Origin of the sequence: Streptomyces spinoverrucosus, assembly GCF_015712165.1 — a bacterium.
Lineage (GTDB): Bacteria > Actinomycetota > Actinomycetes > Streptomycetales > Streptomycetaceae > Streptomyces > Streptomyces spinoverrucosus_A.
In genome coordinates this window covers 6,033,163-6,055,985 of sequence record NZ_JADPZX010000001.1, presented here as the reverse complement: position 1 = coordinate 6,055,985, position 22,823 = coordinate 6,033,163, and the positions used below count along the sequence as shown (strand labels likewise).

At 73.2% G+C, this 22,823-nt stretch carries 20 protein-coding genes and 1 pseudogene; 15 read left to right on the top strand and 6 right to left on the bottom strand.

What is annotated here, in order from left to right; all coding sequences use genetic code 11:
* The first annotated feature begins 49 nt into the window (after positions 1-49).
* Genes I2W78_RS27515 through I2W78_RS27480 form a run of 8 tightly spaced genes read left to right on the top strand, consistent with a single transcriptional unit; the run spans position 50 to position 9,758 of the window.
* Positions 50-817 (top strand): class I SAM-dependent methyltransferase, encoded by a 768-nt coding sequence (locus I2W78_RS27515; RefSeq protein ID WP_196462932.1) that lies wholly within the window; start codon positions 50-52, stop codon positions 815-817.
* Positions 814-5,136: an alpha-(1->3)-arabinofuranosyltransferase domain-containing protein gene (locus I2W78_RS27510; protein ID WP_196462931.1), complete on the top strand. Its 4,323-nt coding sequence runs from the start codon at positions 814-816 to the stop codon at positions 5,134-5,136. Before I2W78_RS27515 ends, I2W78_RS27510 begins: the two co-directional genes overlap by 4 nt.
* Entirely contained in the window at positions 5,133-6,422 is a 1,290-nt protein-coding gene (locus tag I2W78_RS27505; protein ID WP_196462930.1) for a condensation protein, read from the top strand. Before I2W78_RS27510 ends, I2W78_RS27505 begins: the two co-directional genes overlap by 4 nt.
* Positions 6,419-7,144 carry a class I SAM-dependent methyltransferase gene (locus I2W78_RS27500; protein WP_196462929.1) on the top strand — a complete coding sequence of 242 codons (726 nt, stop codon included), beginning with the start codon at positions 6,419-6,421 and terminating at the stop codon, positions 7,142-7,144. The genes I2W78_RS27505 and I2W78_RS27500 overlap by 4 nt, the downstream gene beginning before the upstream one ends.
* Before the next feature lie 15 nt (positions 7,145-7,159).
* Entirely contained in the window at positions 7,160-8,065 is a 906-nt protein-coding gene (locus tag I2W78_RS27495; protein WP_196464747.1) for a hypothetical protein, read from the top strand.
* A complete protein-coding gene (locus I2W78_RS27490) occupies positions 8,062-8,313 on the top strand; it encodes a Trm112 family protein (protein WP_196462928.1) in 252 nt (83 codons plus the stop codon). Before I2W78_RS27495 ends, I2W78_RS27490 begins: the two co-directional genes overlap by 4 nt.
* A 43-nt stretch (positions 8,314-8,356) precedes the next feature.
* A complete protein-coding gene (locus tag I2W78_RS27485; RefSeq protein ID WP_196462927.1) occupies positions 8,357-9,181 on the top strand; it encodes an FkbM family methyltransferase in 825 nt (274 codons plus the stop codon).
* Positions 9,144-9,758 (top strand): hypothetical protein, encoded by a 615-nt coding sequence (locus I2W78_RS27480; protein WP_196462926.1) that lies wholly within the window; start codon positions 9,144-9,146, stop codon positions 9,756-9,758. Before I2W78_RS27485 ends, I2W78_RS27480 begins: the two co-directional genes overlap by 38 nt.
* Positions 9,759-9,777: 19 nt before the next feature.
* Here the strand turns inward: I2W78_RS27480 and I2W78_RS27475 are convergent, their stop codons facing one another.
* Complete coding sequence (locus I2W78_RS27475; protein ID WP_196462925.1) at positions 9,778-10,650, bottom strand: ATP-grasp domain-containing protein; 873 nt, start codon at positions 10,648-10,650, stop codon at positions 9,778-9,780.
* A gap of 74 nt (positions 10,651-10,724) precedes the next feature.
* Complete coding sequence (locus I2W78_RS27470) at positions 10,725-11,435, bottom strand: FadR/GntR family transcriptional regulator (RefSeq protein ID WP_196462924.1); 711 nt, start codon at positions 11,433-11,435, stop codon at positions 10,725-10,727.
* Positions 11,436-11,600: 165 nt separating this feature from the next.
* On the opposite strand from I2W78_RS27470, the gene I2W78_RS27465 reads away from it, so the two are divergent.
* The 5 genes from I2W78_RS27465 (at position 11,601) to I2W78_RS27445 (ending at position 17,510) form a co-directional block, all read left to right on the top strand.
* Positions 11,601-12,950, top strand: a complete 1,350-nt coding sequence (locus I2W78_RS27465) for an SLC13 family permease (RefSeq protein ID WP_196462923.1) — start codon at positions 11,601-11,603, stop codon at positions 12,948-12,950.
* 49 nt (positions 12,951-12,999) lie between these two features.
* The gene (locus I2W78_RS27460) at positions 13,000-14,445 is read left to right on the top strand and encodes an acyl-CoA synthetase (RefSeq protein WP_196462922.1); all 1,446 of its coding nucleotides are present in this window, start codon (positions 13,000-13,002) and stop codon (positions 14,443-14,445) included.
* On the top strand, positions 14,438-15,763 hold the full coding sequence (locus I2W78_RS27455) for a carboxyl transferase domain-containing protein (RefSeq protein ID WP_196462921.1): 1,326 nt from the start codon (positions 14,438-14,440) through the stop codon (positions 15,761-15,763). Before I2W78_RS27460 ends, I2W78_RS27455 begins: the two co-directional genes overlap by 8 nt.
* Before the next feature lie 62 nt (positions 15,764-15,825).
* Positions 15,826-16,143 carry a hypothetical protein gene (locus I2W78_RS27450; protein ID WP_196462920.1) on the top strand — a complete coding sequence of 106 codons (318 nt, stop codon included), beginning with the start codon at positions 15,826-15,828 and terminating at the stop codon, positions 16,141-16,143.
* 329 nt (positions 16,144-16,472) lie between these two features.
* Positions 16,473-17,510 carry a rod shape-determining protein gene (locus I2W78_RS27445; RefSeq protein ID WP_196462919.1) on the top strand — a complete coding sequence of 346 codons (1,038 nt, stop codon included), beginning with the start codon at positions 16,473-16,475 and terminating at the stop codon, positions 17,508-17,510.
* Between the two features lie 54 nt (positions 17,511-17,564).
* Here I2W78_RS27445 and I2W78_RS27440 read toward each other — a convergent pair whose 3' ends face one another.
* Positions 17,565-18,482, bottom strand: coding sequence for a sensor histidine kinase (locus I2W78_RS27440; RefSeq protein ID WP_196462918.1), 918 nt, complete (start codon positions 18,480-18,482; stop codon positions 17,565-17,567).
* Positions 18,479-18,781: an STAS domain-containing protein gene (locus I2W78_RS40760; protein WP_230885608.1), complete on the bottom strand. Its 303-nt coding sequence runs from the start codon at positions 18,779-18,781 to the stop codon at positions 18,479-18,481. The genes I2W78_RS27440 and I2W78_RS40760 overlap by 4 nt, the downstream gene beginning before the upstream one ends.
* 245 nt (positions 18,782-19,026) lie before the next feature.
* Here I2W78_RS40760 and I2W78_RS27430 point away from each other — a divergent pair.
* A pseudogene (locus tag I2W78_RS27430) lies at positions 19,027-19,404 on the top strand (ANTAR domain-containing response regulator); the annotation flags it as partial.
* 9 nt (positions 19,405-19,413) lie between these two features.
* On the opposite strand, the gene I2W78_RS27425 reads toward I2W78_RS27430, so the two are convergent.
* Both I2W78_RS27425 and I2W78_RS27420 read right to left on the bottom strand, forming a co-directional pair.
* Positions 19,414-21,057, bottom strand: a complete 1,644-nt coding sequence (locus I2W78_RS27425) for an adenosine deaminase family protein (RefSeq protein ID WP_196462917.1) — start codon at positions 21,055-21,057, stop codon at positions 19,414-19,416.
* Positions 21,058-21,111: 54 nt separating this feature from the next.
* Positions 21,112-22,059 carry a ScbA/BarX family gamma-butyrolactone biosynthesis protein gene (locus I2W78_RS27420; protein ID WP_196462916.1) on the bottom strand — a complete coding sequence of 316 codons (948 nt, stop codon included), beginning with the start codon at positions 22,057-22,059 and terminating at the stop codon, positions 21,112-21,114.
* A 109-nt stretch (positions 22,060-22,168) separates the two neighbouring features.
* On the opposite strand from I2W78_RS27420, the gene I2W78_RS27415 reads away from it, so the two are divergent.
* The gene (locus tag I2W78_RS27415) at positions 22,169-22,819 is read left to right on the top strand and encodes a ScbR family autoregulator-binding transcription factor (protein WP_196462915.1); all 651 of its coding nucleotides are present in this window, start codon (positions 22,169-22,171) and stop codon (positions 22,817-22,819) included.
* The last annotated feature ends 4 nt before the right edge of the window (positions 22,820-22,823 follow it).

Genomic DNA, 22,823 nt, shown 5'->3' with positions numbered 1-22,823 from the left:
GACGGTTGTTCGTGGCTGGTCGCGCCCACGCGGCGGTAGCCGCAAATCGATGACAGCCCCGCGCCCCTTGTGGGCGTCACCTCGCCGACGTTTCAAAGATCCGTCCTTCCGGCGGTCCCTCGCTCTGTTCCGGGCCTTCCTCCACGAGCAGGACGACCCCGAAACCTGCTACTCGCTGCTCGCTCGTGACGCCGTCGATCAGGTCGAGGCCTACGACGGGCCCGTCGCCGGGCGTACCGTCGTGGACGTCGGTGGGGGCAGTGGGCACTTCACCGAGGAGTTTCGGCGGCGCGGCGCGCACGCCTATCTCTTCGAGCCCGACGTGCGTGAACTCGGTGAGAAGCCGCCCGACGGGGCGGTGATCGCCGACGGCTATCTGCTGCCGCTGTCGGACGGGGCCGCAGACGTCACGTTCTCCTCCAACGTTCTGGAACACGTGGCCGACCCGCAGACCTTCCTCAGCGAGCTGGCACGCGTGACCCGGCCCGGCGGGCTGATCTATGTGTCGTTCACCAACTGGCTCTCCCCCTGGGGCGGCCACGAGTGGGCGCCCTGGCACTACCTCGGCGCCGAGCGGGCCCGCGCCCGCTACCGGCGCCGTACCGGAAAGCCCGCCAAGCACACCCTCGGCGAGAACCTCTTCGCCGTGCACATCGGCCCCACCCTGCGGCAGGTCCGCGCCCGCGACGACGTCACGCTCGTCACGGCGCGCTCCCGCTACTGGCCGTTCCTCCCGGAGGCCGTCGTCAAGGCGCCCGGCATCCGCGAAGTGGCCACCTGGAACCTCCTCCTCATCCTCCGGCGGTGTCCCCCATGACGACCACGGTCCAGGCTCCTCCCCCGGCAGCCGTCCCCACCACCGCAACCGCCGCGGGCCCCCCGGAGGGCCCGCGGTCGCGGCGCTGGCTGCTGGGGTTCTGGGCCGTGGTCCTCGTGCTGTTCCTGGCGGTGCGGCCGGGCCGGCAGACCTTCGACACCAAGCTCGGGGTGACCGTCGATCCCGGCCAGTTCCTCGCCGATCTCGGCCAGTTGTGGCACGACCGGGGCGGCTTCGGCGGCATCCAGGACCAGTACGTCGGCTATGTGTGGCCGATGCTCCCCTTCCACTGGCTGTGCCGGGCGGTCGACCTGCCGGTGTGGCTGGCGGAGCGGCTGTGGATGTCGCTGGTGGTGTCGGTCGCCTTCTGGGGCGCGCTGCGGCTGGCCGAGCGGCTGCGGATCGGCAGTGGCACCTCCCGGCTGCTCGCGGCCGTGGCGTACGCGCTGTGGCCGGTGTTCACCGTCGTCATCGGCTCGACGTCGGCGGCCGCGCTGCCCGGCGCCTTCCTGCCGTGGGTGCTGCTGCCGCTGACCGACGAGCGGTACAGCGCCCGCGTGGCCGCGCTGCGCTCCGCGCTGATCATCCCGTTCATGGGCGGGGTGAACGCGGCCTCGACGCTGGCGTCGCTGCTCCCGGTGGGCCTGTACCTGCTGTCCCGCCCGTCGGGTCCACGGCAGCGCAAGCTGATCGCCTGGTGGGTGCCGGGCGTGATCGTGGCGACCGCGTGGTGGTGGATTCCGCTGCTGTTGCTGGGCGTGTACGGGGAGAACTTCCTTCCGTACATCGAGAGTTCGGCGACGACGACGGCCACCATGTCGGCCACGGAGGCACTGCGCGGTGCCGGGAACTGGGTGGCGTATCTGCACTTCGGTGAGGCATGGCTGCCCGCCGGGTGGGCCGTGGTGTCCTCGGTCGTCGTGATCCTGTGCTCGGCGATCGCCGCCGGGCTGGGGCTGGCCGGGCTGGCGCGGCGGGACATGCCGGAGCGGCGGTGGCTGGTGCTGACCGTGCTGGTGACCGGGCTGGTGCTGCTCGCCGGGTACGGCGGCGCGTTCGGGGCGCCCTTCCACGAGACCGCGCAGGACTGGCTGGACGGCTGGCTGGCGCCCTTCAGGAACATCTACAAGTTCCAGACGGGCCTGGCGCTGGCCCTGGTCCTCGGCCTCGCCCACCTGGTGGCGGTGGCCGCCGAGCCGCGCGGCGCCCGGCGGGTACGCGGCCGCCGGTTCGCCCCGCTGGTCGCTGCGGTGCTGGTGCTGCCCGGGCTGGTGTGGCCGTACGTCAACGGGTCGATCCTCAACGCGGGCTCCTTCCAGGAACTCCCCAAGTACTGGCAGGCCACCGCCGACTGGCTGGAGAAGTACTCCCCCGACTCGCGCGCCCTGGTCGTCCCGGCCACCGCGCACGGCATCTACACCTGGGGCTCCCCCATCGACCAGCCCCTCGACGTGCTCGCCGAGTCCCGCTGGGCGCAGCGCGACTACGTGCCGTTCGGCACCGCCGGCAACCGGCGCGCGATGGACGCGGTGGAGCAGGCGCTGGTGACCGGCGCCGAGGTCCCGGGCCTCGCCGACTACCTGAGCCGCGCTGGCATCCACTACGTCGTCGTACGCAACGATCTCGACCCCGACCAGGTCGGCGCCGTGCCGACCACGACCGTCAAGCGCACGCTGGAGCAGTCCGGCTACCAGCGGGTGACCGGGCTCGGCCCGATCATGACCGGCGGCCGGATCGCCGACGACACCCCGCTGCAGGTCGAGGGCCTCTACCCACGGCAGCGGGCGGTGGAGATCTACCAGCCGCCGGGGCAGGACGTGCCGCGGCCGGGACAGGCGGGGTTGTACCCGATCGCCGACACGGCCGTCGTCTCCGGCGGCCCCGAGTCCCTGTTGCCGCTCGCCTCCACGCTGCGCGGCCGGGCGACCGTGCTGGCCGGCGACCACCACCCCGGGCTCGGCTCCCCGCAGCTGCAGGTGACCGGCGACGGGCTGCGGCGCGCGGACACGCGGTTCGGGCTGGTCAACGCCAACACCTCGTACACGTACACGCGGGACGAGCGGAACGCGCCCGACGCCCATCAGGACCCCGGTGAGCCACCGCACCAGATCCTGCCGATGGCCGGCCTCGACCACCAGACGGTGGCCGAGCTGCGCGGGGCGCGGTCGGTGACGGCGTCCTCGTACGGCAGCTGGCTCTTCCATCTGCCGCAGTTCGACCCCGTCAACGCCTTCGACGGCAACCCGGCCACCGCGTGGACGGAAGGGTCGGAGGGGTCGCCGGACGGGCAGTGGCTGCGGATCGAGTTCGCGGGCGGGGGCTCGGGGGGCGGCGAGTACGACATGCCGTCGTCGTTCAGGGTGACGCCGTTGCCGCAGGAGAGCGTGCGGCCGGCGCCGACGCGGGTGCGGGTGGAGACGGAGCGGGGGTCGCAGACCAGCTTCCTCCAGCCGAACGGGATGACGCAGAGCGTCAAGGCACCGGCGGGCGCGACCAGTTGGATGAAGCTGACGATCGTCGACTCGGTGGCCCGCAAGGCCGGGCTGACCGGGGCGGGCTTCGCCGAGATCCAGCTGCCGGACGTACAGGTGACGCGCCTGCTGCGGCTGCCGGCGGACGCCTCGCCGGCGGCCTCGGAGATCGTCTCCCTGCACCGCCCCGCCGACCCCACCGGCCTCTCCCCCACCGGCACCGAGGCGGGCCTGCACCGCCGCTTCTCGACGACCGGGACGGGGACGTACGAGGTGCGGGCGAGCGCGGTGCCGGTGCCGGGCGAGGAACTGGACCGGCTGCTCTACGAGATCGCGCCCGAGCAGCGGGACCGGATCACCGCCACCGCCGACTCCACGGCCCGGCTCGGCGCGGGTCTGTCCGCGCGCAACCTCACCGACGGTGACCTGACCACGGCGTGGATCGCGGGCGACCGGCCCACGATCCATCTGCGCTGGGAGGGCAAGCAGCCGGTGAGCGAACTGGTGCTGGCGGCGGCGGGCGGGCTGTCCTCCCGCCCCACCGAGGTGCACATCAGCTCCCCCGACGGCGCGGCGAGCGCCGGTGTGGACGAGAACGGCTGGGTGCGCTTCCCGGCGATCACGACGGACCGCCTGGACATCACGATCACCGAGACGGCCCCGCTCACCCTCCACAACCCGGTCGTCGACGAGGACCTGCGACTGCCGGTCGGCCTGACCGAGGCCTACCTCCCGGCCCTCGACGGCTACCGCACCCCGCAGCCCCGCCCCGACCGGGAGTTCTCACTGCCGTGCGGTGAGGGGCCGGTGCTGGCGGTGGACGGGGAGCTGTACCGGACCAGCGTGAAGGGCACGGTACGGGACCTCACGGAACGCCGGCCGGTGGAGGTGTCGCTGTGCCCGTCGAGCGGTGTGGAACTGTCCGAGGGCGCGCACCGGGTGGAGGCGGGCGACGCCGGTCCGCTGGTCCTGACGGACGTGACGCTGACGCGCGGCACGGTGACGGAGCCGGTGTCCACCGGCCGTGACCTTCGGGTACGGGACTGGCTGGGCGACCGCCGCGAGGTGACGGTCGGCTCGGGCGCGGCCTCGTACCTGACGACGTACGAGAACTTCAACGACGGCTGGAAAGCCACACTGAACGGCGACGAACTCACGCCGGTCCGGCTGGACGGCTGGCAGCAGGGCTGGCGGATCCCGGCCGGGGCCGGCGGCACGATCAAGCTGTCGTACGAGCCGTCGACGACCTACGAAGCCGGGCTGATCGGCAGCGGGGTGGGACTGGCCGGGCTGGTGGGCCTGGTGCTGTGGCGCCGGCGCGCGCCCAACCCCGACGCACCGCAGCCCGTGCCCCCGGCGCCGGGCCTGTGGCTGGGCACGGTGGCGCTGACGCTGGTCGGCGCGGTGATCGCCGGGTGGTTCGCGCTGCTGGTGCCGGCGCTGGCGGTGCTGGCGTACCGGCGGCACGCGCTGCTGGTGCCGATCGCGGTCGTGGCGCTCGCGGGAGCGGGTGTGGTGGCAGCGACGGGGGCGGGCGAGCCGGCCGGTGACGGCGCCGGGCCCTTCTCGCCCGCGGCCCAACTGCTGGCGCTGGTCGGCCTGTTCGCGGCGCTGGTGAGCGTGCGGGAGCGGGGCGGCGGCGGTCCGGGTACGACGGGTCCCGGTGTGACGGGTCCGGATACGACGGCGGTCCTGCCGCCTGTGGCCCCCGAGACGGCGCCGACGCAGCGCCTGCCCCGGCGCGGGAGGGCCGTGCAGGACCCGTTCCCGCGCGCGGAGGCCGGACCACCGGTCTCGGCACGCGGTCCCGGCAGTCCGGAGTTCGAGGAGGGAGACGCCACCCGATGACCGCACTGGACAACGCGGGCCCCCGCCCGGCGGTACGCATCCCGTTCCCGGTCGTGGACGAGGTGGCCCGCCACTGCCTCCAGGACGAGGAACCGGAAACGGTCCACATCGAGGTCCACCTCCCGGGCCCGCTGGACCCGCCCCGCCTGCGCAGGGCCTTCACCGAGGCCCTTGAGCGCCACCCCCGCATCCTGATGCGCGAGGCGCCGGGCCCGTGGTACCGCCGCCGCTACGAGTGGGAACTGACGGAGGAACCGGATGTGGAGGTGGTGGGCTTCCCGGCGCCGGGGAGGGATGCGCTGAGGGACGCCAGGACGAGGGCCCTGACGCAGGCTCCGCCGCTGTCACAGTCTCCGCCGGTCCGGCTGGAGGTCGTCGGCGTGCCCGACGGCACGGTCCTCTTCCTCACCATCAACCACACCGCCCTCGACGGCCCGGCCTGCCTCCGCATCCTCGCCACCGCCGCCGAGCTGTACGGCGGCAAGGACAACTCCCCCGCGGCTCCGCCCACCCGCACGACCCGGGCCGAGCCGCCCGCCGAGGCCACCCCTTCCCACTGGTCCCCACCCGCCCGAGTGGCCCCCGGCACCCCCGACCCCTCCCCGGGCAACGGCATGCTCGTCACCGACCTCGCCCTCCCCCACCGCCCCAAGGGCGCCCCCTACACGGTCAACGACCAGCTCATGGTCACCACCGCCCTCACCCTCGCCCACTGGAACCGCGAACACGGCGCCCGGCCCCGCCCCCTGCGCATCACCATGCCCGTGGACGACCGCCCCCGTGACGCCACCATGCCCATCGGCAACGGCACCCGCCTCGTCGAAGTCCCCTTCACTCCGGACGAGTTGACACAGGCCGACACCGACATGCCCGCCCTCCTGCGCCGCACGGCACTCCGTACCCGCGCCCTGAAGTCCCTCCCCCGCCCCCAACTCGGCCACGGGGCCGCCCTCCTGACCGCCCCGGTCCTCCCGGTCCCCTGGCGTGCCGCCCTCACCCGCGCCCTCCGCCGGGCCGCCGCCCCCTGGACGTCCACCACACTGCTCAGCAACATCGGCCGCATCCCGTACCCGCTGGACTTCGGCGAGGAGGCGGGACGCGCGCACGCGGTCTGGTTCTCGGCCCCGGCCCGTATGCCCCGCGGTCTGACGGTCACCACCGCCTCCACCGCCGGCCGCCTCCACCTGGCCCTGCGCTGGTCCCGCACCCTGCTCGGACCCGGCGACGGCGCCCACCTGCGGGACCTGTTCGAGCACTACCTGCACTCGACGGAGGTTCCCCGATGACCACCGGCGCGCCTCCCAAGGACCTCCGCGACTTCTACGAGAACCCCGCCGTCCCGGTCGCCTCCGGCACCCCCCGCAGTCTCCGGCAGGCCCGTATGCTCGCCACCGCCCTCGGCGCGGGCGCCCCGAGCCTGATCCTCGACATCGGCTGCGGCGACGGCACCGCCGCCGCCACCGCCGCACCCCTCCTCCCCGGCCACCGCGTCATCGGCGTCGACTGGTCCCAGGACGCCCTCACCCGCGCCCGCCCCCACCTCGCGTACGCGATCCGCGGCGAACTCACCGACGGCGGCCTGCCCTTTTGCACCGCCGCCGCCGACGCCGTCCTGTTCAGCGAGGTGATCGAGCACCTGGTCGACCCGGACGCGGCCCTGGACGAGCTCCGCCGCGTCCTGCGCCCCGGCGGCCACCTGATGCTGTCCACCCCCAACCTCGCCGCCTGGTACAACCGCGCCCTGCTGCTGGCCGGAGTACAGCCGGTGTTCTCGGAGGTGAGCCTGCGCGCGATCCACGGCCGCCCCGGCCGGGAGGTCGTGGGACATCTGCGGCTGTACACCGCCCGCGCGCTGCGGGAGTTCGTCACGGCCGCCGGTTTCGAGGTCGTACGACTGGAAGGGGCCCCCTTCCACGGCGTACCGCGTCCGCTGCGCGCGCTGGACCGGCTCGCCTGCGCCCGCCCGGCCCTGGCCTCGATCCTGCTGCTGCACGCCCGAAGGGCGTAGGCCGTGTGGTGGGGAGTGGGCGCCGCTCTGCTGGCGAACGTCCTGTACAGCAGCGGGTTCGTGCTGGAGAAGCGGGCGCTGGCCGCGCTGCCCGAGGTCACCGTCCGCCGCCCGGGCCGCCTGCTGCGCCTGGTGCTCGGCAGCCCGCTGTGGATCGGCGGCTCGCTCGCCCTCGCGGCCGGGTTCGCCGCCCAGCTGATCGTCTACCGCACCCTGCCGATCGCCGCCGCGCAGGGCATCTTCGTCTCCGGTCTGGTGCTGCTCGTGCTGCTGTCGGCACGGCTGCTGGGCGAGGAGACCAGCGGGCGGGAGCGGTACGCGCTCGCCGCGATCCTCGCCGCGCTGCTGATGGTCGTCCTCTCCCTGGACGAGGGCACGGACACCGTCAGCCGCGGCGCCCCCTACCCGCTGGTGCTGCTGCTGTGCGTGCCGTCGCTCGCGTGCGGCGTCTGGCTGTACCGCGCCGCCGAGCGCCGTGCCCTGCGCCGGCACCGGATGCCGACGACGGGCGTCGAGTACGGGGTGGCGGTGGGCCTGCTCTACGGGGTGAGCTCGCTCGCCATCAAGGGCGTCTCCGGCTACTGGTCGGCCGGCGACATCGGCGGGGCGCTGCTCGGCGTACTGCGCTCCCCGTACCCGTACCTGCTGCTGTTCACCGGCGCGTTCGGCCTGGTCATGTCGCAGGCGGCGCTGCAACGCTGCCGGGCCTCGCTGATCGTGCCGGTGTGCACGACGGTGACCTGCCTGTACACGGCGGTGCTCGGCACGCTGTCGTTCGGCGAGGCGCTGCCGGACGATCCGCTGCGGCTCGCCCTGCGGCTGGCGGGCACGGCGCTGGCGGTCACCGTGCTGCTGACCATGCCGAAGCACGACACCGCTCCCCAACCCCCCGCTGCCGCAAAGGAGTTGACCCCACCATGAGCTCCTACCCGAGCCCCTCCTCGAGTTTCGACGACCAGCTGCTGAAGATCCTGGCGTGCCCGCTCGACAAGGGCCCGCTGCACCTGCTGCCACCGGACGAGCCCGTGGCGTCGGCCGAGGCCCTGTACAACCCGCGCCTGCGCCGCCGCTACCCGATCGTCGACGGCATCCCGCAACTGCTTCCGTCCTCCGGCGAACAGGTCTCCGAGGACGAGCACGAGGAACTCCTCAAACGCATGGCCCCTTGACTCCTCCCCCGCCCGAAAGCGGGGTTTTCCTCGGAGGTTCCGGATGACCACGCTCGCCGCCCGCCTCGCCCCCTTCCTCCCGGCCCGCCTCGTCGCGGCGACCGCCCGCGCGGTCTACCCCCGCTTCGAACCGGAGCTGGCGAGGATCACCGAGCTGTGCCCGCCGGGCTGCGGCACGGCGGTGGACATCGGCGGCTGGTACGGCCCCTGGACCCGCCGCCTGTCCGGGCACGCCCGGCGGGTGGTGACCATCGAACCGGTCCCGCATCTGGCCCGCCTGCTCTGCGCCACCGCGCCGCCCAACGTCCGGGTGATCCAGGCCGCCGCCGCGGACCGCCCCGGCACGGCCCGCCTCTGGCTGCCGCCCGACGGCACCGGCAACCGGGGCGTGTCGTCCCTCGTCCGGAGGGACATCCACGCCCACGCGGTGGACGTCCGCTGCGTCGCGCTGGACGATCTGAACCTGCGGGACGTCGGCTTCGTCAAGATCGACGTGGACGGCAGCGAACTGGCGGTGCTGCGCGGCGGGACCGCTCTGCTGACCCGCGACCGCCCGGCTCTGTTCGTCGAACTGGAGTCCCGTATCCAGCCCATCTCGCCCGTCCTGACGTATTTGTCAATGCTCGGATATGACGGCTGGGTGCTCCCCGGCGACCGCTGGATCCCCCTGGCCGACTTCCCCCTGGAGGCCCATCAGGCAGCCACTGCGCACGTCGCGTCGCACGGACTGCTGCGCCGGGTCCTCCCCTTACAGGACCGGACCCGATACGTCAACTCCGTACTGTTCCTTCCGGACGGACGGCGCCCGGGAAGGGGCCGAATGGGCGACGATGGTTCGCATGCCGTCCTCCGCAGAGAACCCCACTAGCCCCTTCAGCCCTGTCGAGTTCCAGGTGGTCCTGCTGCGCCGCATGGCCGACTTCAATCCCGACCTGGTCGAGGACGCCCGCCGCGAACTGGGCGTCTCGGTCACGCGGATGCAGGAGGCGAACCGGCGCTGGCAGATGTTGCTGCGCTCACCGCGCGTCCGCGCCGCCCAGAGCCGGCACCGGGCGATCCTCGGCGCCCCCGAGTGGACGATCTCCCGCCGTATCGGCGACCTGGACTGCGAGGCCTGGCAGTGGCCGGTCGTCCTCTGGCCCGACCTGCGCTTCGAGGTGCTGCTCGCGCCGGGCGGCGCGGTCTGGAACGAGTGGCTGGTCCGCGCACCCGACGCCAAGCCCGCCGACCTGCACACGGTCGAGGACCTCTACCCCTGGTCGTGCACGGTCGACGACGCGGCCCGCGCCTTCGCCCCCGCCCGCCCCTTGGAGGGCACGGCCCCCAGCCGCTGGGGCCTCGCCTTCAGCGCCCCGGACACCGACGGCCAACGCCACGAGGTGACGACGGAGTTCACATGGGGCCTGCTCCAACGCACGATGATCGGCGGCCGCCGGGTCCTGTGAGAACGCCGGGGGCCGGGGCTCACGCCCTGGCCGCCGTCAGCATCGCCGCCGCGATCCGGGGCACCGAAGCGGGGTGCAGCGACAGGAACAGGTTCGGCTCGACCAGCTCCAGCTCCATCACTCGCGGCTCCCCACCCTCCCCGTCGACCAGGTCGACGCGGGCGTACAGCAGCTCGGGGGAGCCGGGCACGCAGGCCAACGCCCGCTCGGCGACGGACAGTTCCTCCGGCGTCGGCTGCCAGACCTGCAACCCGGGATGGGCGACCTTCCGCTCGTCGTACGCCGTCCCCCGCGTCAGCACGGCCCCCTTCCGGCTGGCGTGCAGCAGCCGCCCGCCGAAGAACTGCAACGCCCGCTCCCCGCCCACGTCGATGCCGCTCACATACGGCTGCACCATCGCGGTGAAGCCCTCGGCGTGCATGCGCTCAAGATGCCGTACGGCGATGTCGTGCTGGTCGGGCGTGTAGCGGGCGGCGAACCGCGCCCCCGCACCGGAGGTCGGCTTGACGACGTACTCCCGGTCACGGGGCAGCTCGGCCGCCTCCCCCGGCGCGACATACCGGGTCGGCACCACGGGCACCCCGGTCGCCGCCAGCTCCCCCAGGTACCGCTTGTCGACGTTCCACCACACCACGTCCGCCGGATTGGCCAGCCGCGTGACCTTCCCGCAGGCCTCCACCCACTCCACGAACTCGGCCGCCCGCCAGCTGTAGTCCCAGGTCGACCGGATCACGACAAGATCGAACCCACCCCAGTCGACCCCGACCCGATCCCACTCCACAGCGACGGCCTCGGCCCCCGCCTCCCCCAACGCCTCCACCAGCACCGGCAGGTCCGGATCGACGCTCACCTGGGGTCCGGGACGACAGGTGACGAGGGCTATACGGACCACGGGCTCTCCATACTCGGTACTCGGTACTCGGTACTCGGTACTCGGTACTCGGTACTCGGTACTCGGTCGGCGGACTAGCGATTCTCGGTCGGATCCCAGGACAGCAGGCGGACCTTCGCGACCGTGCGGACGTGGCGGCGCATCGCCGCGGCTGCCTGGCGGGGCTGCCCGGCCTCGATGGCGTCGAGGATGGCCTGGTGCTGGGCGAGGGAGCGGTTGGGGCGGTGGGGCTGGCGCAGGGACTCGGTGCGGCTTTCGGCGATCTGGTCGGCGATGGAGCCCATGAACTCCGCGAGGATGCTGCTGTGCGCGGCCGCCGTGACCGCCGCGTGGAAGCGGCGGTCCCCCTCCACGCCGTGCGCGCCCTGACCGATCTCCCCCGCCATGTGGGCGAGCGCCGAGCGCATCGCCGTCAGGTCGTCCTCGGTGCGGCGTTCGGCGGCCAGTTCGGCGAGCTTGGTCTCCAGGGCCTCGCGGGCCTCCAGGACGTCGGGCAGGCGCCGGCGGCGTTCGACCATCCGCTCGACCGGCTCCACGTCGAGGGTGTCGCGCACGAGATACGTACCGCCGCCGTGCCGGGCCTCCACCAGCCCCTGCACCTCCAGCACCACGATCGCCTGCTTCACCGACGCCCGGCTGACCCCGAGCCGCGCGGCCAGGTCCCGCTCGGGCGGCAGCCGGTCACCGGCGCGCAGGCCGCCCTCGGTGACGTAGTCGCGCAGTCGGTCGAGCACCTGCTCGTACAGGCGCTGCTGCTTCGCCATCGGGCGCAGGGCGTCGGTCACGCCGGGAGCGTAACACCGGACCCCTGAGTGGTTGAGTGGCTGAGCCAATTTCCGCGCGACCCCTTGACGTCCCCGCCCTTCACGTCCACGCTGACCAGCCATCCGCTCCAATCCTCAAGTGGCTCAGCCACTCGTCCACTCCGGGGCCCAACGACGGGAGCCCGTATGTCCCCCGAACTGATCTCCATCCTCGTCCTCGTCGTGGTGTTCGTCATCGCCACCACCCGCTCCATCAACATGGGCGCCCTGGCCTTCGCCGCCGCCTTCGGAGTCGGCACCCTCGTCGCCGACCTCGACGCGGACGGCATCTTCGCCGGCTTCCCGGGCGACCTGTTCGTCGTCCTGGTCGGCGTCACGTACCTGTTCGCGATCGCCCGCGCCAACGGCACCACCGACTGGCTGGTGCACGCCGCCGTACGCCTGGTCCGGGGCCGCGTCGCGCTGATCCCCTGGGTCATGTTCGCCCTCACGGGCGCCCTCACCGCGATCGGCGCCGTCAGCCCGGCCGCCGTCGCCATCGTCGCGCCGATCGCCCTGAGCTTCGCCGCCCGCTACGGGATCAGCCCGCTGCTGATGGGCGCGATGGTCGTACACGGCGCCCAGGCCGGCGGATTCTCCCCGATCAGCATCTACGGCACGATCGTCAACGGCATCGTGGAACGCGAAAATCTCCCCGGCAACGAGATCGCCCTCTTCCTCGCGTCCCTCTTCGCCAACCTGATCATCGCCGCCGTGGTGTTCGTCGTCTGCGGCGGGGTACGGCTCTGGCGCAAGGGCGAGGACAACGCCCCCCAGGGGCGCGGGGAACTGCGCGATCAGCCACAACGAAGCCGCACAGAACCGCCGACAGAACCAGGCACCCACCCCTCCCCCACCGCACTGGCCACCCGCGAAACCACCCCCACCCCCACCATCCCCCTCACAACCCCCCGCACAGCCACGCTCCTCTCCCTCCTCACCCTCGTCATCGCCGTCCTCGCCTTCGACCTGGACGCCGGCCTGACCGCGATCACCCTCGCCGTCGTCCTCAGCGCCGCCTGGCCCGACGACAGCCGCACCGCGGTCGGCCAGATCGCCTGGCCGACGGTCCTGCTGATCTGCGGTGTCCTGACGTATGTCGGTGTCCTCGACGAGATGGGCACCATCACCTGGGCCGGCGAGGGCGTCGGCGGCATCGGCGTACCGCTCCTCGCGGCGATCCTGCTCTGCTACATCGGCGCGATCGTCTCGGCGTTCGCCTCCTCCGTCGGCATCATGGGCGCGCTCATCCCGCTGGCGGTCCCCTTCCTCGCGCAGGGCGAGATCGGCGCGGTCGGCATGGTGGCGGCGCTGGCCGTGTCGGCGACGGTCGTGGACGTGAGCCCCTTCTCGACCAACGGGGCCCTGGTGCTGGCCGCCGCGCCGGACGTCGACCGCGAGCGTTTCTTCCGGCAGCTGATGATGTACGGAGGGATCGTGGTGGCGGCGGCACCCGCGGTGGCGTGGCTGGTGCTGGTCGTGCCCGGCCTCGGGTAGCACTTCCGGACGACGTGACAGACGACCGACCGACCAAGGAGTACGACGCGTGTCCCATCTCTTCCCGGCCCTCTCCCAGGGACCGGCCGCGCAGCCCGCCCTGACCTTCGGCGACCGCTCCCTGACGTACGCGCGACTGGCCGCCGCGTCCGGCGCCGTCGCCAAGCGGGTCCGCACCGCCGGCCGCGTGGCGGTGTGGGCGACCCCGACGCTGGAGACCGCCGTCGCCACCGTCGGCGCCCTGACCGCCGGCGTGGCCGCCGTGCCGCTCAACCCGAAGTCCGGGGAGAAGGAACTCGGGCACATCCTCGCCGACAGCGCCCCGGACGCCGTCCTCACCGCCCCCGGCGCCGAACTCCCCGCCGCCCTCGCCGGCTTGCCCCGCATCGACGTCGACGTTCAGGCAACCGGCACCCTCCCCGCGCAGGAAGCGGACGAGGCCGCCCCCGCCCTGATCGTCTACACCTCCGGCACCACCGGCCCGCCCAAGGGCGCCGTCATCCCGCGCCACGCGATCTCCTCGACCCTCGACGCGCTCGCCGACGCCTGGCAGTGGACCGGCGAGGACGTGCTCGTGCACGGGCTGCCGCTGTTCCATGTGCACGGGCTGGTCCTGGGGATCCTCGGCCCGCTCCGGCGCGGCGGATCCGTCCGCCACCTCGGCCGGTTCAGCCCCGAGGGCGTCGCCCGGGAGCTCGGCGCCGGGGCGACCATGCTGTTCGGCGTGCCGACGATGTACCACCGCATCGCCGAGGCCCTCCCGACCGACCCGGAGCTGGCCAAGGCGCTGGCCGGGGCGCGGCTGCTGGTCTCCGGCTCGGCCGCGCTCCCCGTGCACGACCACGAGCGGATCGCGTCCGCCACCGGCCGCCGGGTCATCGAGCGGTACGGCATGACGGAGACGCTGATGAACACCAGCGTCCGCGCGGACGGCGAGGCCCGCCCCGGCACCGTGGGCGTCCCGCTGCCCGGAGTGGAGCTGCGGCTGGTGGAGGACGACGGGACGACGCCGATCACCGCCTACGACGGGGAGAGCGTCGGCGAGATCCAGGTGCGCGGGCCGAACCTGTTCACCGAGTACCTCAACCGGCCCGACGCCACCGCCGCCGCCTTCACCGCCGACGGCTGGTTCCGCACCGGCGACATGGCGGTGCGCGACCCCGACGGCTATGTCCGGATCGTCGGCCGCAAGGCCACGGACCTGATCAAGAGCGGCGGTTACAAGATCGGCGCCGGTGAGATCGAGAACGCGCTCCTGGAACATCCCGGGGTGCGTGAGGCCGCCGTCACCGGTGAGCCGGACCCCGACCTCGGCGAGCGGATCGTCGCGTGGATCGTGCCGACGGACCCGCAATCGCCGCCCGGCGTCGACGAGTTGGCCGATCACGTGGCCGCCCGTCTCGCCCCGCACAAGCGGCCGCGGGTCGTGCATCACCTCGACGCGCTCCCCCGCAACGACATGGGGAAGATCATGAAGCGGGCGCTCCATGCCTGAGCGTTCCTCCGCCCGATCGGCCATCGCCCTGGTCACCGACGACTTCACCGAACTCCCCCACCCCGCCCGGCAGACCAAGCCCGACGGCCCCCTCGCCTGGGACGGTTACGACGTCCTGCGCGCCCGCGCCGCCGACCGCACCGGCGAGGACGAGTCCGTCGTCTGCGGCACCGCCCGCATCGAGGGCACCCCGGCGGTACTGATCGCCTTCGAGTTCGGCTTCCTCGGCGGCTCGCTCGGCGAACGCACCGGCGACCGGCTGGAGGCGGCCCACACCCACGCCCGTGAACACCGGCTGCCGGTCGTCGCGCTGATCGCCACCGGCGGCAGCCGGATGCAGGAGGGCATGGTCGCGCTGACCCAGCTCCAGGGCGTGGCCCGGCAGTCGGCGCTCACCCGGGAAGCCGGACTGCCGCAACTCGCCGTGCTGCGGGACCCGACCACCGGAGGCGGCTGGGCCACCCTCGGCGCGGGCGCCGACGTGATCCTCGCGCTGCCCGGCGCCCAGGTCGGCTTCGCGGGCTCCCGGGTCCGCCCGGCCGACGCGGACCCGGCGGCGTACACGGCCGAGGCCCAGGTGGCGGCGGGCGCCGCCGACGCGGTCGTACGCCCGGAGGAACTGCGGCCGACGCTGGGGCGGTGGCTCGGGCTGCTCGGCGCCCCGTCCACCGAACCGGCGCCGGCGCCCCGCCCCCTCGGCGCGACCGACCTGCCCGCTTCGGGATGGGCGGCGGTCCAGCGCGCCCGCTCACCCCAACGCCCGCGCGCACACCACTACCTGGACGCCTACTTCGCCCACCGGGTCGCGATCAGCGGCGACCGGTGCGGCGGCACCGACGACGGGGTGCTGTGCGGCTTCGGCGCCCATCAGGGCCGTACGGTCGCGTACGCCGCCCAGACCGGGGCGGCGACCCGCCCCGCCGGTTACCGCACCGCCGCCCGGCTGATCCGCCTCGCGGACCGGCTCGGCATCCCGGTGCTGACCCTGGTGGACACACCGGGCGCCGCGAACGACGCGGAGGCGGAGCGGCAGGGCGTGGGGGCGGCGATCGCCGACCTGTTCGACGCGGTGGCCTCGGCCCGCACCCCGATCACGAGCCTGGTGATCGGCGAGGGCGGCTCCGGCGGCGCGCTCGCCCTGGCCGCACCGGGCAACACCTGGGCGAGCCCGGACAGCTACTTCTCGGTCATAGCCCCGGAGCTCGCCGCCGCGATCCTCAAACGACCGCCGCAGGAGGTGGAGTCGACGGCCGACCAACTCCGCATCCGACCGCAGGACTTGGCGGAACTGGGCATAGCCCGAACAGACGTGCGCTGAGAGCGACGGCGCCGCCTTCCCGACCCAGGAGGCGGCGCCGTCCGTAGTGGGAGCTGCGCGGCGTGCGTGACCGACACGACCTCACGAGCGCCCGGACCCGCATCTGCGTGCGCTTCGAGTTCGTGGGCGTGGGGCGGGACATGCACAACAGGCTGCGCGCCGAACTCGCGTCCCCCGACGCGAACGCCCTGGTGGCCGTCGCCCCGGAGCCGCACGAGGCGCTGACGGGTCCGACGCGCGTGTTCCTGAGGCCCGACCGCGCGAAGCCCACGTACTGCTCGTCGTGGGCGGCGGCGTCCACGGCCGCGGCGACGCCCCCCACCACCTGCTGCCGGACCCCGAGTTCCTGCTGCGCGCCGGGGCACCGCACGGCGTCCTGATCGGCTCGTCGCACGTCGAGCCGGCCGCCGCCCGCACCATCGGTCTGACCTTCATCGGCCACGCCCCGGACGACCGGACCCGGGCGAGCCTCGTGGCCGCCGGCGCCCAGTACACGGTGGGGAGCATGCCGAGCTGGTGGAGATCGCCCAGAGACGCCTTTGAGCAGCCACGTCAAGCCTGCCGGGCGCGGCGCTCCGGAAGACCACCCATACAGCCGCACCCCGCCCGGCCCCCCACAAAAGGCGACCCCGACCTCGGCGCCCGCAGGATGCCAAAGAGGGCCCGCCGCCCGGCGGCACCTCGGTCCATGTGCTCGGGAGGATCCGCCATGACCGCCAGTCTGGAGCAGCTGCGGCGCTGCCATTTCGCCGTCGACCTGGGGGCGGCGCGGACGCGGGTGTACGTCAAGGGCGCGGGGCTCGTCGTGGATCAGCCGTCGGCGGCCGCCGTGAACACCCGTACCGGGGCGCTGATCGCGGTCGGGGAGCTCGCCGAGAAGATGACGGGACGCACTCCGCACTACATCCGGGTGGTCCGGCCGGTCTCCGGCGGCACGGTGGTCGACATCGAGATGGCCCAGCGGATGCTGCGCCATCTGCTCGGCGACAAGATGCGTCGTACGTTGCGGCGCAAGGGGCGGCTGCGCGCCGCCGCCTGTACGCCGCACGACGCCGACCCCCTCGCCCAGCGCGCGACCATCGAGACCCTCGTCGGCCTCGGTGCCCGGCGGGTCGAGCTGGTCGACACGCTCATCGCCGCCGCCGTGGGCTGCGGGCTGCCGGTGGAGCAGCCCGAGGCGACCATGGTCCTGGTGTGCGGGGCTGCCGCCACGCAGGTCGCGGTGCTCTCCCTCGGCTCGATCGTGACCGCCGAGCGGATCCCGGTGGGCGGTGAGGCCGTGGACCACGCGATCGTGCAGCATCTGCGGCACGAGCACGAGCTGATGCTGCCGAGCCAGTCGGTACGGCCGCTGCAGATCGCCCTGTCCGGCAACGGCCTCACCCCGCACGGACCGGCCTCCACGGAGATCCACGGGCGGGATGTCGCCACCGGCCTCGCCCGCAGCGTGCGGGTCGACACCGCCGCCGTGCGGGACGCCATCCAGACGCCGCTGACCGCCGTGCTGGACGGTATCGGCAAGGTGCTGCGGGACTGCCCGCCGGACCTGGTGGCCGACCTCGCCGACCGGGGGATCATGATGGTCGGCGGCAGCGCCCTGCTCCCCGGGTTCGACCAGATGCTGCGCCAGGCCACCGGCATGCCGGTGCACATCGCCGAGCGGCCCGACGTGTGCGCCGTGCAGGGCCTCGGCACCATGCTGGAGGGCCGGGTCGCACCGCTGGAACTGGACCGGCTGACCCCCTGAGAGCACCGGCCGGCCCCGGCAGCCGCCCCGTGGGCGCCCGGTGGCCGGGGCGGCTCAGCGGGCGAACCAGCAGCGGACCGTCGTCCCGTCCTCGCCCGTGTGCACCCGTACGAGATCGGCCACCAGGTTCACCAGCAGCAGCCCCCGGCCCCCGCGCTGGTCCCGGGCGGCCGGGCGGCGGCCCGCCAGCGGGTCCGTCAGCCGGCCCGGGTCGCGCACCTCGCACACCACGTACCCGTCCTCGGTCCACACCCGCAGCACGCCCGAACCGCCGCCGTGCACCACGCTGTTGGTGGTCAGCTCGGCGGTGACCAGCGCCAGGTCCTCCAGCCGCGTACCGGCCAGCCCGAACCGGGCCGCCTCCCGGGTGGCGGTGTGCCGGGCCGTCGGCAGCGTGGCCGCGACGAAGGCGAAGGACAGCGCGTCCGGTACGGCGGGCAGGGGCTGGTTGTAGCGGCTGACGACGCCTTCCCAGTCGTACCCGGAACTGTCCTGCTCCCGGCCCGAGGAGATGACCGTGGGGTGGGTGGCGCGGGCGTCGGTGAGCACCTCCTCGTCCAGGGCCCGGACGTCGTACGGGCACAGGATCGTCACCCGGCGGCCCGCGAACGCCGCGTTGATCAGGGCCTCGTGCTGGGCGCAGGCCGGGTACTCGGTGGGGCTGCGGCCGGCCCAGATCGGCTCGCCGATGATGCGCACCCGGCGGCCGGCCGGCTGGGCGTCGGCGAACGCGCGTAGCACTCCGGGGATGATCCGGCCGGGGTTGCGTCCGGCCTCGCGCATGTCCAGCAGCCGCACCGCGTCGGCGATGTCGCCGAGCCCGTCCCGGATCAGCGCCAGGTTCTTGCCGGGCACGGCCACCGCCACCGGCTCCCCGGCGGCGAGGCCGTCCCGCACGAAGGGGAGGGTGCCGTCGAGGTACTCCTGCTCGTCGGCGTAGAACAGCGCCGGGTGCACGAAGGACGCAGTCATGACATCGACACCTCGATCGCCGACAGATCCGGCCAGAACAACTCCAGTGTCCGGCGCAGCGCGGGCGGCGGCCGGTGCAACACGAGCCGTCGGCCGACGGGCAGCCGTCGCGCGGCGTCCACCAGCACTCCGGCGCCCGCGACGTCCACGAACGTCACGGCGGAAAGCTCCAGATGACACACGTCCGTGCCGTCCCGCACGACCTCCTCCAGTGCGCGTTCCCAGATCCCGCGTGTGGTCAGCCCCACCTCTCCGACCGCCCGTACGCCGAACCGCTCGGCCAGCGGCGCGACGGTCAATCGCGCCGCAGTGCCTCCGGACCCGGACGGAACCCGGTACTGGACGGACACAGCTGTCTCCCCACACTCCTGGACAGAGCGCTCGTACCCCGAAGGGATCCGGTCAATCCCGAGCCGGGTCGGTCGGCGGGGTGTAGGGCGCCGCACGTCGGGAAGGCGCACGGTCAGCATCGGGGCGACGGGGGGCTCCACCATGACATCGGACAACGTGACCCTCGGCGGCACCACCCTCTTGCCCGAACTGCCCGCGCCGCATCCTGGAGCTGATCGGCTTGGACACCACCGAACCCCTGCGCCCCGGAGACCCGACCCCCTCCGCCCCGCTCCCCTCGGCCCTGGAACGGGCCGAACAGTTCCACGAGCTGTGCGAGGAGATCGAGCACCTGCGCCGGGCCATCGCCTCCCGTCCCGTGATCGACCAGGCCCGCGGCATCCTGATGGCCACCCACGCCTGCACCTCCGACGAGGCCTGGCACATCCTCCGGGAGGCCTCCCAGCTCTCCAACACCAAGCTCCACACGGTGGCCGCGGCCATCACCTCCGGCGCGGAGACCGACGGCCCGCCCCCGCCGGAGGAGGTACGCGTGGCGCTGCGCCGGGCGCTCGCACGGCGGGGACGGTGAGAGGGCGGCTCACACTTCGTTCCTCATCGTGCTGCCGAAGGCCCGCTCGAAGGTGTGGAAGGCGACCTCCTGCCGCCACTGGACCGCGGCCCTGGGACTGGCGTCCAGCAGACGGCGGCACTGCGGACGGGGAGCGGCGAGGCCGGGCCGTTCGCCCCGGCAGGCGGCCGCGAGGTGGTAGCCGTGCCGGGTCGGGTTGCCGTGCCACAGGCTGCCGCCCGGCAGGAAGGCGTACTCCAGGGAGGCCCGGGCCAGGTCCTTCAGGTCCGGGTACGACAGGTCGTAGGTCTCGGCGGCGTACTGGTACTCGCGGCTGATGTCGGTGCGGCTGACACCGGGGTCGTCGGTGGACAGCACGACCGGTACGCCGTAGCGGCGGTAGGTGGTGAAGGGGTGGTCGTCGCCGCGTACGCCGAGGATCTGGGCGTTGCTGGTGAAGGGCACCTCGACGGCGATCTCACGGTCGGCCATGGTGCGGGCGGTGCGCTGCCAGTCGTCCTCGTGGACCAGGTCGACACCGTGGCCGATGCGCTCGGCACCGGCGACGTCGACGGCCTGATCGACGTGGAACTTCAGGTGCTCGGGCTTGACCAGACCGGGCCACAGTTCACCCGCGTGCAGGGTGAGGTGCGCGCGGGGGTAGACGCCGCGCAGGTGGTTCAGCATGCGCAGGTGCAGGCGGTAGTCGCGCAGGGCGATCTCGCCGTCCTCGGGCTGGACGAGGTTGACCGCGAGGAACCGGGGGTCGCTTTCGGCCAGGCGCATGCCGAGGGCGATCTGTGTGAAGACCCGCTCCGGTGAACTGCCGCGCGAGACGTGGGAGATGAAGCGGACGGGCAGCTCGCACGCGGGGCGCGGGTGAGCGGTGTCGCAGCGGGCGGCCGTGCGGAACTCGGCGTCGGCGTCGTCCGCCTCCTCGCGGGCCTCGGCCACCAGCCTGTCCAGCTTTCCCCCGGCCGTCAGCTTGCCGTGCAGCTTCGCGAGGTCGCTGTCCCAGCCGACCTCGGCGGCGAGCCTCTCCGCGCCGGCCGAGGCCGGGGTGACCATGGTCTCCAGATAGAACTGGTTCTGGGTGGCCACGTCGTCGCCGACCTCGGCGAGCAGCTTGCCGCGGTGCCGCTCGCTCACCGCCGCGAACTTGCCGAAGGTGGCGAAGAAGTGGTCGTGGCCGTTCTGGTCCGGCGGGAAGTCCTGCATGGACCAGGCGCGCAGGATCGTGTCGTGGAAGGCGCGGTCGGTACGGGCGTCGGCGGCGGGCCGCGTCCCGGCCCCGCAGGGCGGGGCGACGGCGGTCAGCGTCGCGGTCTCGACGCACAACCCGTCGTCCGCGGCCAGCTCGATCAGGTACTCCGTCGCGACCGCGCCGGAGAGGTGGTTGTGCAGGTCCGCCCCCTTGGGCAGGTGGCGGAAGAAGTCACTGAGCAGGCGGGGTTCGTGTCGGACGGCGTCCAGGTAGGCGGCCGTACCCCTCTCCCCCGCGGTCACCGGCCGTGGTGGAGACGCCGCTCGGGCAGGTCCGGGGGTGAGCAGTGCGGACGACGTCAGCAGTGCCAGAGCGCCCAGTCCGGCCACCGCGAGGCTGCTGGACCGGGGCAGGGAGCGAGGGATCGGAGCAGTCACGCCCGCATCATCGTCAGGGCAACGCACGGACATGCGCGGACTGAGGGGTGTGCGCGGGACGACCACTCTCGTGGGTGACGCGACGCATCAGGCCCAGGCGGGCGCGAAGCGCGATGCGGCGACGGGGTCGGTGACCTGTCCGGTGACGACGGCGGAGAAGGACTCCTGTCCGGCCTGCCTGCCGGTGAGGCGGACACGGCGTTGGCCCGGCCTGGCCGGAGCCAGGTCCTCGGCCGTGATCCGGCAGGGTTGGTCGAGTTCGACGTAGCGGGAGAAGGTGGTCTCGAAGCCGACCGGGGTCGATCGCCACGGATGCGCGTCGGCCACGGCGGCCTGTGTGCACGCCTCCAGCAGCAGCATGCCGGGTACGTGGTCGTGCGGGTGGTCGAAGAGCACGGGATGGCTGGTGTCGGCCCTCACCAGCCAGGTTCGTGGCGCGTCCGCGGCGGCGAGGACGACATCGCCGGGCCGCGAGCGCCCGACGAGCGCGCACGGCAGGGGAGGTGGAGCGGGCAAGGCCCGGGCGCAGGCCTCCTTGGCGTCGGCGTACCGGCCGCGCAGGCGGTCGTAGAGCTTCGGGGGGAAAGCGGTGTAGCGCACCCGGGCGGTGCCCAGCCGGACCTCCCCGCGCACGGCGGTGATCGAGGCGCTCAGGTGCACCGTGCCCAGCCTTCGCCGGACGGGGGTGTCATGGACGACGACGAGTTCCACGGTCGTGGCGTCCGGGCGGGTGCGCAGGGTGTGCGGCGACACGGTGGAGACATAGGTCTCCCAGCTCAGCCGGTGGGACATCGGGACGCCGAAGGCGGCGCGGGCCAGCAGCGCCAGCGCCTGGCGGACGCTTTCGGTGAACAGGTGGGGTCCGTGCGCGGCGGGCGTGGGGGTGTAGAAGCGGTGCACGCGGGGCCAGCGCGCGATGACCAGGTGCGCCCCGTCGTGATGCGGCGACCACCTGGTGACGAGCACTTCGTCGGGGTCGGTCTTGCCCACGTACTGACCCAGGCCGGGTAACGGGGCCCCAGAGTCGACGGCCATGACATCCTTCCCGGAACATCATCGTTCGCGTCGCGTCTCCTCCTGGAAACACTTCAACATAAACGTAGGTACGATTATGTTTTCTGTCGAGCAAGAACCGAGGGACCGCATGGCAGGTGCAAGAGGCGGCAGAACGACGGCAGTTCAGGAGCGTGCCCTGCGCACTCGGGCCGAACTCCTGCGCGCCGCGGCCGAGGTGTTCTCCGAGCAGGGCTTCTCCCGCACCACCCTGACGGAGATCACCGACCGGGCGGGGGTGACGCTGGGCGCGATGTACTTCCACTTCAGGAACAAGGGGGAGCTCGCCCGGGCGATCGTCCAGCAGCAGCCTGACCAGGTGGCCCCGCCGATCGACTCGACCGGCCTGCAACGCGTGGTGGACATCACGCTGAGCTGGGCGTACCAGGTCCTGGAGGACGTCTACCTGGCGGCGGGCGCCCGGCTGGTGATGGAGCAGGAGTTCTTCATGGAGTCGGCGGAGAACTCCCACCAGCAGTGGACCCGCATACTGACGGACGAACTGGCCGCCGCCAAGCGCAAACGGGAGCTGCGGGCGGCCACGGACGTGGACGCCATCGCGCGGCTGATCGTCAACGCCTGCACCGGGGCCCAGATGCACGCGTACCTGGAAACGGGCCGCGAGGACCTGCCCGAACGAGTCGTCGACATGTGGCACTGCCTGCTGCCCGCCATCGCCACGCCGACCACGCTCCGCCGTATCGAACTGAACCAGGACCGCGGCCGGATCCGAAAGGAGTGACCGC

Bases quoted from the DNA above. Each gene is read 5' to 3' on its own strand.
- I2W78_RS27515 (WP_196462932.1), top strand. From the start codon at position 50: ATGACAGCCCCGCGCCCCTTGTGGGCGTCACCTCGCCGACGTTTCAAA.
- I2W78_RS27510 (WP_196462931.1), top strand. From the start codon at position 814: ATGACGACCACGGTCCAGGCTCCTCCCCCGGCAGCCGTCCCCACCACC.
- I2W78_RS27505 (WP_196462930.1), top strand. From the start codon at position 5,133: ATGACCGCACTGGACAACGCGGGCCCCCGCCCGGCGGTACGCATCCCG.
- I2W78_RS27500 (WP_196462929.1), top strand. From the start codon at position 6,419: ATGACCACCGGCGCGCCTCCCAAGGACCTCCGCGACTTCTACGAGAAC.
- I2W78_RS27490 (WP_196462928.1), top strand. From the start codon at position 8,062: ATGAGCTCCTACCCGAGCCCCTCCTCGAGTTTCGACGACCAGCTGCTG.
- I2W78_RS27485 (WP_196462927.1), top strand. From the start codon at position 8,357: ATGACCACGCTCGCCGCCCGCCTCGCCCCCTTCCTCCCGGCCCGCCTC.
- I2W78_RS27480 (WP_196462926.1), top strand. From the start codon at position 9,144: ATGGTTCGCATGCCGTCCTCCGCAGAGAACCCCACTAGCCCCTTCAGC.
- I2W78_RS27465 (WP_196462923.1), top strand. From the start codon at position 11,601: ATGTCCCCCGAACTGATCTCCATCCTCGTCCTCGTCGTGGTGTTCGTC.
- I2W78_RS27455 (WP_196462921.1), top strand. From the start codon at position 14,438: ATGCCTGAGCGTTCCTCCGCCCGATCGGCCATCGCCCTGGTCACCGAC.
- I2W78_RS27445 (WP_196462919.1), top strand. From the start codon at position 16,473: ATGACCGCCAGTCTGGAGCAGCTGCGGCGCTGCCATTTCGCCGTCGAC.
- I2W78_RS27440 (WP_196462918.1), bottom strand. From the start codon at position 18,482: ATGACTGCGTCCTTCGTGCACCCGGCGCTGTTCTACGCCGACGAGCAG.
- I2W78_RS27425 (WP_196462917.1), bottom strand. From the start codon at position 21,057: ATGTCCGTGCGTTGCCCTGACGATGATGCGGGCGTGACTGCTCCGATC.
- I2W78_RS27420 (WP_196462916.1), bottom strand. From the start codon at position 22,059: ATGGCCGTCGACTCTGGGGCCCCGTTACCCGGCCTGGGTCAGTACGTG.
- I2W78_RS27415 (WP_196462915.1), top strand. From the start codon at position 22,169: ATGGCAGGTGCAAGAGGCGGCAGAACGACGGCAGTTCAGGAGCGTGCC.